Origin of the sequence: Streptomyces sp. NPDC005808 (assembly GCF_042871385.1) — a bacterium.
In the GTDB taxonomy this organism is placed as follows: Bacteria; Actinomycetota; Actinomycetes; order Streptomycetales; family Streptomycetaceae; genus Streptomyces.
Genome location: NZ_JBIAIK010000005.1, coordinates 384,948 through 398,028, shown reverse-complemented (window position 1 = coordinate 398,028; position 13,081 = coordinate 384,948). Strand labels below are relative to the sequence as shown.

Sequence of the window (13,081 nt, the reverse complement as noted above, 5' to 3'; positions counted from 1 at the left end):
CACGTCTATCACCTTTGGGGGAACCGGCATCGTGACAATCAGGCATTGATATCCACGCCGATATCAAGGACCGTCGCCCATCAAAAAGCGGCAGAACTCCAGCCAAGTCGGGCAATCCCGGAAATGCGCTCACCGCATCACGCGATGAATGGGTTGACCGACCCCGCCTCCACTTTGGATCATTAATATGACTGCCACAATTCACCGAAGTCAAGGGATCTTTACGCCACTTGAAAGACGGCGGTCAGAGGTCGTCTCACGTGACGGGATGTCCGTGCGGCATGGCGCCGGTCGTGGGTGCTGATCTGGCCGAGCTCAGATCGGCCTGCGCCGCACGGCCGTTGGCCAGCGCCCGGTCCGTCAGGCCTGCGCACGCTCCAGCTTCGGCCAGTACGCCGCCAGCGCACCGCCCGCCATGTCGTACGACGTCTTCAGCTTCTTCAGCTTTTTCAGTTGCTTCGGAACGCCTGAGAACTGACCCTGGAACGCCTTGGCGGCTGCCCCGCCCGCTGCAGGACCGCTTCCTCGTCTGCCGTGCCCTTGATCAGACGGAGCGCGTCCCCGACATCATCGGCGAAGTCCTGCAGATTCCTGGGCAGTTGGCGTACGCGGTCCGGGGCGCCGGGAGTGGGGTCGTCCTTGTCCAGGCCCAGGACGTGCCAGCCCCTCGGTCGATTCCCCGTCATGCCGCAACCCCCGTCACGCCTGTCCCACCAACAACCGTACGCGGGTGCGAAGTTACTAGGTATTCGCCGGGGAGGGAAGATCGGTCGGTGCAGGGATCGGGTCGGCCGTGGGCGGGATGGGCGGCGGTCGCCGAGCCTTGGGGAGTGGTTGCGATTCTTTGCGGCGGCCAACGAGGTGACGCTTCCTGGCTTCTGGCATCACTCATTCGAAGGGTCTGAGCCGTCGGCTGGGCATGTTCTGCATAGCTATGCCTGACTTGTGAACCGTGTTGACGCCATTCGCTCTGGTGTCGCCACATGCGCCCCGATAGCGTGTTGGTGCCCTTTCGAACCCCACGTCGCACAGGAGTCTGCCGTGAACCGCCGTCCCCGCCTGCTCGCCATGGCCGCTCTCGGTGCGGTCACGGCCTCCGTCCTGACTGGGTGCGGGGGCGGTGACGACTCTGCCGGCAACGACAAGATCGCTGGGGCTGATACGGGGGGTGAGGCGTCGGCTTCGCCTAGCGTCTCTGCCGCGGAAGCCGCTGGCCGGCCGAACATCGAGCTGCCGTCGGATCTCACGTACACCTTCGACTGGCCCAAGACGGGGGACGAGGGCAAGGACGCGGTCCTGAGCGACAGCGAGCAGTTCATCAAGGCCGTGGACATGGCCATCGCTGAACAGGACCCGCTTCACAAGGCGTACCTCTTCTACTCCGAAGGTACGGCGGCGGCCGGAAGCCAGGAGTTCATCCAGGAGTTTGTGGATTACAAGGACCGCATCACTGGAGCCAAGCGCTACTACAAAGCCAACGTGCAGATCAATACCGATGGAACGGCGGGATTCGTCTACTGCGAAGACCAGAACAAGGCCTACAACAAGAGCCTGAAGACCGGAAAAACCAACGTGACCCCGGCGTCGAAGGACAACTACGTCCTGTACAACAGTCACCTTCGGGTCAACAAGCAAGGCATCTGGATTACGGAGAAGCTGACATCGCAGCGGGGGAGCATCGCATGCCAGTCCTGAGGTACAGAAACACCGCAGTAATTGCCTTCACAGTCTCAACAGCGCTGCTGTTGTGCCCAGTGCAGGCCTACGCAGGCTATGGCCACGACGGCAGCAGCAATGGGTCTGACACCAGCGCATCCGGCGACGCAGACGATGACGGGACGGTTTCCGCGACCGCGGGTGCCGTCGTCTTCGACCGTTCGAAGAACGGTTCGGGTGAGTCGGCGGGCCCGGTGGCGTCCACTGCCGGCACGTGGACCCCACCTGCCTGTTACTACGCGCCGAAGTACTCGCCTGCTCAGTTGCAGAAGTATCTGGAGCCGATCTGGGCGGTTGATTCGACGGGTTACGAGTGGGATGCGAAGCAGCGGGACCACTACGTCCAGGGCAATCCGTACACGGACTTCAACAAGGAGAAGGCCGGCAAGGGTTATTGGTGGTCTTCGTACGTGACCGAGGGGCGTGGGGGTGATCCGGGCGCGCTCGACTGTGACGCGGACATCTTCTGGGTGGACACCGGTGATCCGCCGCCGGCGGACATTCCGGAGGCGATTACGCCCGAGGTGCTGGCGCAGTTGGCGTATGCCGAGATCCGTGTGCCCAGTACGGAGGTGACTCTGGCGCCTGCGGGCACGACGAAGGTGAACCTGCCGACGTGGGCGTGGTTGGACACGGCGGAGTTCAAGCCGGTGTCGGTCACGGCGACGGTTCCGCTGCTCGGTGTTGAGGCGACGACTGTCGCGGAGCCGGTTTCGCTGAAGATCGAGCCGGGGACGGCCGATGCCACGACGTACCCTGCGTCCGGGGTCTGCACGCTCAATGGTGACAACTCGATCGGTGAGGCGTACGCGGCCGGTAAGTCGGATGAGACCCCGCCGTGCGGGGTGAAGTACCTGCGCTCCTCGGGCGATGACTCGTACAAGCTCCGGGCGACCATCACCTGGAAGATCCACTGGACCGGCACCGGTGTGAACGATCCACGGGACCTGCCGGATGGCGAGTTCGGGGCGGAGCAGGATGTGGTCGTGCAGGAGATCCAGGCCGTCAACCGCTGAGTCAGAGCGTGGAGCTGTTGCTGTTCGGAGTTACCTCGTCAACCGACCAGGGAGCTCGCCCTTGATTGGGGCGCCTCCTGCAGCGGGCGCACACCCGGTCGGGGACACGCCGACGCCAAGGGTCCCGTCCCTGTCGAAGCATGAGCACGACGTGTGGCACGCGCTCTCGCCCTTGGTTGAGCGCTCGGCCGCTGCCCATGAACGGTGCAGCTGAGCTGACGAGTGTGACAGCTCGTGAACCTCGACGCCGCAGAAAGGCGTCAGGCGTGAATGATCATCGTTGCGAATGTAAGGAACAAGACAGCTGCTCCGAGCGCGTCAACTCCTGGGGAAATACAGGATATTTGGGCAAAGCGTGAGGATGGTGGTTGTTCTGAGGCGACCGGATCATCGACCACATCGGCCCTCTTCTGGCCTTGCCGGCCCGACGCCGGTTCGCGAGGGGCACTGTGCTGATCGTGGACGGGACGTTGGTGCCCACCCGCGATCACGCGGTGGCCGAGCAGTCGAAGAACTATCGGTACTCCACCAATCACCAGGTCGTCATCGATGCCGACACCCGCCTGGTCGTTGTGGTCGGACGGCCGCTGCTGGGCAACCGGAACGACTGCAAAGCGTGGGAGGAATCGGGGGCCAAGACAGCCGTCGGCCGGACGACCGTGATAGCTGACGGCGGCTATCCAGGGACCGGATTGATCATGCCGCACCGCCGCACCCAGGGCGAGGAGCTGCCCGCCTGGAAGCGGGAGCACAACCGCTCACACAAGCAGGTCCGCGCATGAGTGGAGCACGTCTTTGCCCGGATGAAGACCTGGAAGATCCTCCGCGACTGCCGGCTCAAGGGCGACGGCGTCCACCACGCCATGCGCGGCATCGCCCGCCTGCACAATCTCAACCTTGCTGGATAGGACCATGGCCGAACTCAGGCAGGTCCCTCACCCGCGTCCGCCAGCGGAGCGCGGCGTGTGCCGCGGCCACTGCGCGCCCACCTGTTCCACAACAGCGGCCCGGAACGCCTCCAAAAGGACGCATCCGGGATACATCCCAAACGCTCCGTACTTCCAGCGGTAGTAGCACGACCAGTAGCTCACCACGCGCCGCTCCGTGCGCGCGAAGAAGGCCGGATTCCGAGCGATGAACTCCCCGTAGAGTCGGCGCTGAGCCGAGCCCAGGACCGCGAGTCCGGGAAGACCCCGGCCGATCGCCTCAAGGATCTCCAGCACGTATTCGCCGGCCAACTGCACCACGAACGGGACCACCCACGGCTCGCCCGACGCCACAATCTGCTCGAGGTGCCGCTGGCGGACACGGCCATCACTGTGCCGGGAGTACAGGCAGTGCAAAATCACCTGCTGGGTTCCGGTCAGGGCCCGCTCCAATTCGGCACCCGGCTCCGCGTTGTAGATGCGCGAGGGGATGACGACGGTCTCGCCCTGCACGACGACCTCGAAAGGCATCATCGGCGCGAACCTGGCCTCCGGTATGACCGCCAGGACACTTTGCACGTCACTGGCAAGACGGGTCGGAAACGCTGCCACCAGGGCATGGGCGAAGTTCGACGGATCCCGAGGCAGCTGCACAACAGGAGGATAGGCGGAGAACCTCTCGGTCTCTCAACCGCCCGCCTCGACGTTGCGGGACAGCCCTTAGGAACGGACATGACGAACACCACCAACGACCGCAACTCGACTTCCCGAGGCTTGATGTTTCGAGCACCACCACTTCCGGAGGGCCCCGGCGAGGCCAGTTCCTGGGGGGAGCGCTCAAGCTTGTTGAGGGCTCAGGCGGATGCCATCGGCGCGTTGGTCCGCGAGGATCTTTCTCGTGGGCGTGCGGCTGTCTTTCTGGCGTGCGCTGTTGTTCTGACCGCGGCGTGTGCGCTGGTTCCCGTCGTGCTTGTAGACGCCGCGACGTCCGAAGGCAACGACGCCACCGATGTGGCGGTGGCGGCAGTGTTGGCATGCATGATGCTTGCCTTCTTCGCGGTTCCAGCGATTCTGGTTCTGCGTGCGTTGAGGATGCGCGGCAGCCGGCGCCGTCAGCTCATGAGGCAGTGGGCCGCAGCAGATCGCGGATACGATTCCGAGTTTCCGTCCCACTACGGCGCGCGTGGATATCCGCACCCGCGTTTCTTCAATGCGGCGCTGGTACTCACTGTGGTGCTAGTCGTGGCGGTCGCGGTCCTGGCGGATCTGTCCGATCCGAGTGTGCTGGCGATGCTTCCCGGCCTGGTGGTGGCCGGGTTGCTCTCCTGGAGCACGATCATGAAGTACGCCGACCGCTATGGCTGGGCCTCCAGAGAGCAGATGATCCGAAGCCGGGAGCGCAGGCGCTGTCGGCATCGCGGCGAGGCAACCAAGTCGCCGGTCGCCCAGGCGACCAGCGTCCATCCGGCTGTGCTCTACGCCGTCTTCATCGCCCCATTGGCTGTTGTGGCGCTGGTCTTTGTGGTCGGCCGCCCGAGCAACGCCCTTGGTCTCGCCGTGGCCGGACTCCTTGCCCTGGCGCTCTTGGCCGTCGGTCTCCCTAAAGTCCTGCTCCGGCGGCGGCGCGAGTGGGCGGCACTTGGCGAAGCCGTACAGCCGCTCACCGCGGAATTCGGTTCGAGCGTCATGGTTCACCCCATTCGCTACGGAATCAACGAGCCGTCCGGCCAGGCGCCTGCCGCAGGTGCCTCTGCCTGGGATTACGGGCCCACACGCATGGGTGTTCTGGCAGTCGACGGCGATACCTTGCACCTGCGCGGTGTGGACGGAGCCGCTGTGGCCCTGCAGTTCACGGACCTTGTCGGAGTGGCTCTCATTCCCAACACCGTTGCCTGGCTCGATCCGACTGTCGACCTCCTCCTGCGTTCCGGTGACGCCATCGAGGTTCGCTCCGCCGATGCCCAAGCAATCACTGACGAACTCTCTGCTGCCGGGGCGCGAACGGTGTCGGTGTAACAGCCCAGTCAGGTCGCCGAAACCATTACCGCCGCTCACTAGTGCGCCGCGTTCGTCTTCCGGCGCAGCAGGTGAAGGAATGACTCGTCCGCGGACATGGATCCCCTACAGGTCAGTCGTGCGAGTGTCCTGCTGCGCCTGCCTTGAGCGTGCGTATTAGGTCCAGCAGTTGGACAGGGGTGGTTGTCAGGACGACTGCTGGTTCGTCGCTTTCGCGGAGGTGCAGGCTGCCGGAGAGATGGGGGCGGCGACGTAGAGGCTGTTCGAGCTGTCGCCGCTGAAGGTGGATTTCTGCCAGTGGGTGGCCTGAACGGTTGCGCTCTCTCACATGTCCCGGACTTCCGGCGTCACTCATTCGAAGGGCCTGAACCGTCGACTGGGCCCTGTTCTGTATAGCTATGCCTGACTTGCGAACGGTGTTGACGCTATTCGCTCTGGTGTCGCCACATGCGCCCCCGCTAGCGTGTTGATGCCCTCTCGAACCCCACGTCGCCCAGGAGTCTGCCGTGAACCGCCGTCCCCGCCTGCTCGCCACGGTCGCCCTCGGTGCGGTCACGGCCCTCGTTCTGACTGGGTGCGGGGGCGGTGGCGGTGATTCTGCGGACAACGACAAGATCGCTGGGGCTGATACGGGGGGTGAGGCCTCGGCTTCGCCGAGCACCTCTGCTTCGGAAGCCGCTGGTCGGCCGAAGATCGAGCTGCCGTCGGATATCACGTACACCTTCGACTGGCCCAAGACGGGTGACGAGGACAAGGACGCGGTCCTGAGCGACAGCGAGCAGTCCATCAAGGCGGTGGACCTCGCCATTGCCAACCAGGACGCCCTCGACAAGGCGTACCTCTTCTATTACGAGGGGGAGGCGGCCGCCGCCACACAGGAATTCATCCAGAAGTACGTGGACAACAAGGCGCGAACCACCGGTGCCTACCGCTTCTACGATCCCGTCGTTGCGGTTGATGACGATGGGACTGCTTCCCTGAGCTACTGCGAAGACCAGGGCAAGGCGTACGTCAAGTACATCGAGACCAACAAGATCAACAAGACTGAGGTCACTGCAAAGAGCTACGTCGTCTACAACACATCGCTCAAGAAGAACGCACAGGGTGTCTGGGAAATTCAGAAGATCCTCTCTCAGAGTGGGAGTGCCAAGTGCCAGCCCTGAAGCGCGGGTTGACGGCAGCCACCATGGTGGTCGCCACAGGAACCCTGTTGCCCGTACTCCTGATTCCGGGCCTCGCGCGTGCCGACGACACGCTGGATGGCGACACTCAGAACCCGCCTCCGACGGGCCCGAAGGGTGACGTCGATGGCGACACCATCTCTGCCGGCGCTGGTGCCGTCGTCTTCGAGCGTTCGAAGAATGGTTCGGGTGAGTCGGCGGGGCCGATCGCGTCCACTACCAGCACGTGGAAGCCGCCTGCCTGTTATTACGCGCCGAAGTACTCGCCTGCTCAGTTGCAGGAGCATCTGGAGTCGATCTGGGCGGTTGATTCGACGGGTTACGAGTGGGATGCGAAGCAGCGTGACCATTATGTCGAGGGCAATCCGTACACGGACTTCAACAAGGACAAGGCCGGCAAGGGCTATTGGTGGTCTTCGTATGTGAGCGAGGGTCGTGGGGGTGAACCGGGCGCGCTCGACTGCGACGCGGACACCTTCTGGGTGGACACCGGTGCCCCGCCGCCGGCGGACATCCCTGAGGCGATTACGCCGGAGATGCTGGCGCAGTTGGCGTATGCCGAGATTCTTGTTCCTTCGACGAAGGTGACTCTGGCGCCCGAAGGTACGACCAAGGTGAACCTGCCGACGTGGGCGTGGCTGGATGCGGCGGAGTTCAAGCCGGTGTCGGTCACGGCGTCGGTTCCGGTGCTCGGTGTTGAGGCGACGACTGTTGCGGAGCCGGTTTCGCTGAAGATCGAGCCGGGGACTGCCGATGCGACGACGTACCCCGCGTCCGGGGTGTGCACGATCAACGGTGACAACTCGATCGGTGAGGCGTACGCCGCCGGCAAGTCGGATGAGACCCCGCCGTGTGGGGTGAAGTACCTGCGCTCCTCGGGCGATGACTCGTACAAGCTCCGGGCGACCATCACTTGGAAGATCCACTGGACCGGCACCGGTGTGAACGAGCCGGTGGACCTGCCGGATGGCGAGTTCGGGGCGGAGCAGGACGTTGTCGTGCAGGAGATCCAGGCCGTCAACCGCTGACATCGGAGCTACCGGGCACACCGGGAAGAGTTTGGGAGAGACGTGGCGGATCGGCTGGCCGTTGACGGCGACGAGTTGGCGCACTTCATGAAGATGCTCAGGAAGTCGACCGACTCGCTGAGGGGGCTGCGCAGAGCGCTGGAAGACGCGACCGTCACAGGCCTCGGCACCGACGACCTTGACCGCGCCTGTGAGGACTTCCAGGAGGAATGGAAGTACGGAGCGGATCAGATCGGCGAGCAGACCGAGGATCTCGCCAAGATCATTGGGAAGAGCAAGGACAGCTACCGCGAGGTCGACAAGGCCCTGGAGGAAGCGCTCAAGAAACCCGCAGAGGGCGAGAGCGGGGGGTCGAAGTGACAGATCCCTCCGGAAGCGGAGACTCGGGAACTGCCCTCGACCCGCAGTCCCGAGCCGACCCCGGCAAACCCCAGGGACTCAAGTCAGCCCCGCACATCTCGAACCCCGACTACCCGCACCTGGGCTTCAACCCTGTGCCGGGCAGCACCGAGACGGTGAACGGCCTGCACAAGAAGCTCGTCGGGTGCGCCAAGGTGCTCGAAGAGACGCATGAGCTTGTCACCAAGCTGATGGACGGCAGCTACTGGGAGGGCGATGCGGCCGTCGCCTTCCGTGAGCAGCTTGACGGTGGTCCGCTGCCGTTGAACCTGAAGAACGCCGCTCACTCCATCCGCAAGGCGGCCAAACAACTCCACCTCCGGGATAGGGAGTTGGATGACTTCCAGCGTCGAGCGAAGCGTCTCGAGGAAGACGCGAAGGACGCGCAGGCCGCCGTGGACCGAGCGAAGGGGCACGCCACCCAGGCGGGCAACAGTCCTGACCTGGACAAGAAGGGCGCCAAGCATGACGACGCGCAGAAGGCCCTGACGCAGGCGAACACCGCGGTGGACGATGCCGAGGACGAGCTGGAGAAGATCCGGAGCAAGGCCCGGAAGCTCGCGGAGGAGCACGAGCATCAAGCTCAGTACCGGGCAGGCAAGATCCGCGACGCGACGAAGAAGCTGGCGCCGCATGAACCGGGGTGGTTCGACTCGGCGCTTGATTGGCTTGGCGAGAATCTGCCTGACATTCTCAGTTTCGTGGCTGCCGTGGTCGGGCTGGTGGCTCTGTTCGTCTTGACGGGTGGGACGGCGGCCGCAGTGTTGCTGCTTGTAGCTGCGGCGTTGAGTGCGTCGGCGCTGGCCATCCGCGTGTTCGGCGATCCAGCGCTACGGGCTTCCCTGTGGGACGGCTTCACCAAGGGTGAGCTTGACACTGACTTCTGGAGCGGCGTTGTCACAGTCGGTGGTGATGCCCTCGGCATGCTGCCAGGAGTCGGGGCCGTGGGTAAGGGCGCTGTGGCTGCCTCGCGTGCCACTGGCGAGGCGGGGGCGGTCATCCCGCTGGCACAACGACTGGCGCGATTTGGAAGCAGCACCATGGAGGACGCGAAGGCCATCTCCGAACTGGACAATTCCCTGCTCAACTTCACGATTCGAGGCGCCCGGGCGGCTCAGACAATCAAAACGGTCGAGGTCACATCGGCCTCGGTCGGCGTGGCCACCGCAACCTTCGGCCTGGTCATGACCGCTGTCGACACCGATGACGACGGCATTAAGGACGGTTCCGTGGCGGGTATCGACGGAGCAAGGCTTGGCCTCGACGTCGGAGGGCTTGTCGACATCGCGCAGCACGTCTTCTGAGCCCCGAACAGAGAGAGCCCATCGCATGTACTCCACCGATTACCCCACTGCTTGGGATCATCCGCCGACCCGGCGGGCCTGGATCCAGCACATGACCATGATCGCCGGGCGGCTTGTCGGCTGGATCGCCGTTTGGTTCGGCAGCCTCTTTCTCATCGTGGCGACACCTACCTGGATCGGCTGGGTCTTTCTCCTTCTCCTTGTCTACGCGACCTACCGCGCCGTCCTCCAACTCGCCTACCTCCGCCCCTCTCTCCAAATCCGGCGGGTCCTGGGCCAGTACCCCTGGCAGTTCCTCACCGGCGTCCCGCGTGGCCGGAACAAGCACCCCCGGGCGGAGCAGGATGAGATGTGGTACGAGTTCCCCAACCCGGAGAAACCCGGGGAGCAGATCCCCCTGCTCTTCCTCATGAACATGCGAACCTTCTGGTGGATGCGGCGCTTCGGTACCGCGTCCACCAAGCCGGAACTCAAAGCGCAGATCGAGCCCCTCTGGTTCGCCGGCGACCCCCGCTTCATCGCCGTCATCGCGGCCAATAGCCGCCGCGGCAAGGCCCCTCGGCGGCTGCACCTGCTCTTCCAGCGCACGGCCACGGGGCGCCGGGGTATCGAACCGACCGACTGGAACGCGAGCCCCGCCGCCCTTGACCGCGCCCGCCGCGCCGGAGCCCACGTTCCCGACTCGGTGTCTCCGCCTCCGCGCCCGTACTGATCCGATACAGGACAGGCGATACAGGACAGGACTTGATGGCCACCGCCCCCCGTTTCGTCGTCGCCGACTCGGCCAAGGACCCCGACGCCGACATCTGGTTCGCCGAACCCGCGGGCTTCACCGCGATCCCCCTGGAATCCCTCGTCGCTCCGCCCGGCTCTCCAGCCGCCGACGAGTTGCGCATGGCATTCGCGCCGTTTTTGGAGGCAGCCCCTGACGGACTGGCCCGCCAACAGTTCGTCGCTCAGGTTGCAGCAGGTCAACAGATGCTCGGGGCCCTGTGTGAGGTCGGCACCGTCCACTGCTCAATCGGCCTGCATCGCGATGACGTATCCGCGACCGGCAGTGGCCACGGCCAGCCCCTGATTTCCCTCTTGACCCTCTCGTGGCGAGACACAGCCGTGGCACCAAGGGCCGTGACTGCCGCACGCGCCGTGACCTCCGCCGAGGGCCAGACCCAGACCCAGACCCAGACCCAGACCCAGACCCAGAACCCGACCCATATCGACTATCTCGAACTGCCCTGCGGACCGGCCTCCATCAGCGAGACCGTACGTACCGCCTCCGCCGGCAGCGGTCTCCCGCAGTCGCCCCTTCTTCAGATTCATGCCCACCTGCCCCACCCGGACTGCAAGCGACTGGTTGTCCTCACGCTGAGTACGACGGCTGTGCTCCGTCGCGAGCAGTACCGTGCGGTTCTCGAACAGATCGCTCAGACGGTGTGCTTCGACTATCCGCTGGAGCAGGGCACGACCGAGGCCCGCTGACCCTGGGAGAGGGTGAGCCGTGAAACGGTGGGCCGGATCTGCCCTCTGGAGCTGATTCAGGTCAGGCGTCGTTTTGCCTTCAGAGCATGTATCAGTGCCCACAGGGGGGCGTGCGTCGTCTTAACGAGGACGTCGGGCTCGTCGCTTTCGCGCAAGTAGATGGTGCCAGGGACGGGGGCGGCCACGTAGACGCAGTTTGAGGCGTCCGGGCTGAATGTGGATTTCTGCCATTGAAAGTCAGGCACGGTGGGCTCTCTCAGGTGGTCTGGGCGATGCGGTGGATCAGGTCGCGGGAGTCAGAGGGTTTGAGCGCGCTTGCCTCCATGCGGTCGAGGACGACTCGGTACTTGGTCAACTGGGCCTCTGCGTCCAGGAAGTCGCAGCCGTGGTGGGTGTCGAGCTGGACGGTGTCGAGTTGGGGCACGACTCCGTTCAAGTAGTCGATGGACTGGCCAGTGCCGGGGAACGAACCCTTGCCGAACGGGATGATCCGCACAGTGACATGGTCCAACTCGCCCACGGCCAGCAGGTGTTGGAGCTGACCGCGGACAGTGGCGGGGCCGCCATATCCCATGTGAAGGGCGGACTCGTGGATCACCGCCGTATAGGGGGGCGGTGTCTCTCGGTGGAGGATGCCCTGCCGCTTGATGCGGTGGGTGACACGGTGCTCGACCTCGTACTGCCGCAAGGGTGGCACCGCCTCGTTGAAGAGGGCTCGGGCGTGGTCGGTGGTCTGGAGCAGGGCGGGGATGTGGACGACGAGTGCCACGCGCAGAGCCACAGCGTGGTGCTCCAGCTCCGCAAGGTCGATAAGGCCGACAGGCAGGTGGTCGCGATACTCCTCCCACCAGCCGCGTGAGCGCCGACCCGTCATCGCGGCCAGAGCATCGACGAGTTGTTCGTCGGAGCAGTCGTACGCGCGTGCCATGGCGCGAACCCGGTCGGCGCTGAGCGGACTCCGTCCGGTTTCGATCATGCTGACGCGCCCTTGGTTGACGCCCAGGCGTGCCGCGGCCTCGGTGGCGGTCAGTCCGGCGCGTTCGCGGAGTTTGCGCAGCTCGGCGCCCAGTCTCCGCTGGCGCAGCGTGGGATTGCTCGTGGGCGGCAAGAGGCCTCCTCTCGGGCCGCGGCGCGGCGTTCCTGTACCTCACACGAGGTAATAACTGGTGCATCTTCCGAATTTGGAAGAAGTATCTCACTTCCTTGGCTACGGTTGCTCCTGCGGCCCAACTGCCCCCGCCCATAAGCCGGAAGCGCACCAACCCAGGCTCTGCCACCGCAAGGCGGCGCCGTTGAGCGAGTCCAAGTCCCCTTCCCTCCAGGAGTCATTCATGGTCACCGTAGCTCCGCCCGATACCTGGGTGTACGCCCTTCGCCTGCCTCATGACCCCCGCGCCGCACGGGTCGCACGTATGACCGTGCGGGCCGCGCTCAATGGGCACGGCATGCGTGAAGTGCTCGACGTGGTCGAGTTGTTGACGTCCGAGTTGGTCACCAACGCCTACCAGTACGCGAAAGGGCCCGCATCTCTGCGGCTGACGGCGCTCGGTGACAGGCGGCTGCGGGTGAGCGTCTGGGACACGAACCCCTTCATCCCGGCCCCGTTCGACGAACCTCCGGGTGGCCGGCCGCGACCCGCTCCGGTGGACGCTGTCAACGGGCGCGGGCTGCTTCTCGTACAGGCGTGGGCGGATCTGTGGGGTGGGGACGCACTCGGGCGGGGTGCCGGGAAGCTGCTGTGGTTCGAGGTCGGCAGGTCCGGGGCTGCGCACGCTGCCTGAGGTCGCGTGACCGTGGGTGCCCGGCAAGCCGCAGTAAAGGGTAGGGGAGGGGGTGAAGTCAGTCCCGCAAGGAAGCCTCCCTTGTGACGTCCCATCGCTGCCACGGCAGAGTTCCGCGCCAACCCGGCCGTCGTGCTGCGGTCTGAGCGTCCGCCGAGCATCGCCTTCCCCCAGATGTCGGCCGGCCCCCGGACCGACTTCCGGGCCGCGCTCGGCGTCGATCACGCCACCTGGA

14 protein-coding genes and 1 pseudogene are annotated in these 13,081 nt (G+C 64.9%); 11 read left to right on the top strand and 4 right to left on the bottom strand.

The window, feature by feature from the left end; all coding sequences use genetic code 11:
- Positions 1–449: 449 nt before the first annotated feature.
- Positions 450–686: a hypothetical protein gene (locus tag ACFYPC_RS14690; protein WP_388675084.1), complete on the bottom strand. Its 237-nt coding sequence runs from the start codon at positions 684–686 to the stop codon at positions 450–452.
- Positions 687–1,041: 355 nt separating this feature from the next.
- Between ACFYPC_RS14690 and ACFYPC_RS14685 the strand changes: the two genes are divergently transcribed.
- From ACFYPC_RS14685 to ACFYPC_RS14675, 3 genes and pseudogenes are all read left to right on the top strand, one after another.
- Complete coding sequence (locus ACFYPC_RS14685) at positions 1,042–1,695, top strand: hypothetical protein (protein ID WP_388675081.1); 654 nt, start codon at positions 1,042–1,044, stop codon at positions 1,693–1,695.
- Positions 1,683–2,732, top strand: coding sequence for a hypothetical protein (locus ACFYPC_RS14680; RefSeq protein WP_388675079.1), 1,050 nt, complete (start codon positions 1,683–1,685; stop codon positions 2,730–2,732). Before ACFYPC_RS14685 ends, ACFYPC_RS14680 begins: the two co-directional genes overlap by 13 nt.
- A 383-nt stretch (positions 2,733–3,115) precedes the next feature.
- Positions 3,116–3,640: pseudogene (locus ACFYPC_RS14675) on the top strand (transposase); the annotation flags it as partial.
- Between the two features lie 27 nt (positions 3,641–3,667).
- Here the strand turns inward: ACFYPC_RS14675 and ACFYPC_RS14670 are convergent.
- Entirely contained in the window at positions 3,668–4,312 is a 645-nt protein-coding gene (locus ACFYPC_RS14670) for a hypothetical protein (RefSeq protein ID WP_388675078.1), read from the bottom strand.
- 78 nt (positions 4,313–4,390) lie between these two features.
- Between ACFYPC_RS14670 and ACFYPC_RS14665 the strand changes: the two genes are divergently transcribed.
- The 7 genes from ACFYPC_RS14665 (at position 4,391) to ACFYPC_RS14635 (ending at position 11,065) form a co-directional block, all read left to right on the top strand.
- Complete coding sequence (locus ACFYPC_RS14665) at positions 4,391–5,674, top strand: hypothetical protein (RefSeq protein ID WP_388675075.1); 1,284 nt, start codon at positions 4,391–4,393, stop codon at positions 5,672–5,674.
- Positions 5,675–6,180: 506 nt separating this feature from the next.
- Positions 6,181–6,837: a hypothetical protein gene (locus tag ACFYPC_RS14660; protein WP_388675072.1), complete on the top strand. Its 657-nt coding sequence runs from the start codon at positions 6,181–6,183 to the stop codon at positions 6,835–6,837.
- Positions 6,825–7,883 carry a hypothetical protein gene (locus ACFYPC_RS14655; protein ID WP_388675069.1) on the top strand — a complete coding sequence of 353 codons (1,059 nt, stop codon included), beginning with the start codon at positions 6,825–6,827 and terminating at the stop codon, positions 7,881–7,883. The genes ACFYPC_RS14660 and ACFYPC_RS14655 overlap by 13 nt, the downstream gene beginning before the upstream one ends.
- A 42-nt stretch (positions 7,884–7,925) precedes the next feature.
- Entirely contained in the window at positions 7,926–8,243 is a 318-nt protein-coding gene (locus ACFYPC_RS14650) for a hypothetical protein (protein ID WP_388675066.1), read from the top strand.
- Positions 8,240–9,586 carry a hypothetical protein gene (locus ACFYPC_RS14645; RefSeq protein ID WP_388675063.1) on the top strand — a complete coding sequence of 449 codons (1,347 nt, stop codon included), beginning with the start codon at positions 8,240–8,242 and terminating at the stop codon, positions 9,584–9,586. Before ACFYPC_RS14650 ends, ACFYPC_RS14645 begins: the two co-directional genes overlap by 4 nt.
- Positions 9,587–9,677: 91 nt before the next feature.
- Positions 9,678–10,298 carry a hypothetical protein gene (locus ACFYPC_RS14640; RefSeq protein WP_388675060.1) on the top strand — a complete coding sequence of 207 codons (621 nt, stop codon included), beginning with the start codon at positions 9,678–9,680 and terminating at the stop codon, positions 10,296–10,298.
- Between the two features lie 35 nt (positions 10,299–10,333).
- A complete protein-coding gene (locus tag ACFYPC_RS14635; protein WP_388675058.1) occupies positions 10,334–11,065 on the top strand; it encodes a hypothetical protein in 732 nt (243 codons plus the stop codon).
- A gap of 56 nt (positions 11,066–11,121) precedes the next feature.
- On the opposite strand, the gene ACFYPC_RS14630 is transcribed toward ACFYPC_RS14635, so the two are convergent.
- A complete protein-coding gene (locus ACFYPC_RS14630; RefSeq protein WP_388675055.1) occupies positions 11,122–11,310 on the bottom strand; it encodes a DUF397 domain-containing protein in 189 nt (62 codons plus the stop codon).
- Positions 11,311–11,321: 11 nt separating this feature from the next.
- On the bottom strand, positions 11,322–12,173 hold the full coding sequence (locus ACFYPC_RS14625; RefSeq protein WP_388675053.1) for a helix-turn-helix domain-containing protein: 852 nt from the start codon (positions 12,171–12,173) through the stop codon (positions 11,322–11,324).
- A 223-nt stretch (positions 12,174–12,396) separates the two neighbouring features.
- On the opposite strand from ACFYPC_RS14625, the gene ACFYPC_RS14620 reads away from it, so the two are divergent.
- Entirely contained in the window at positions 12,397–12,846 is a 450-nt protein-coding gene (locus tag ACFYPC_RS14620; protein ID WP_388675050.1) for an ATP-binding protein, read from the top strand.
- Positions 12,847–13,081 lie beyond the last annotated feature (235 nt).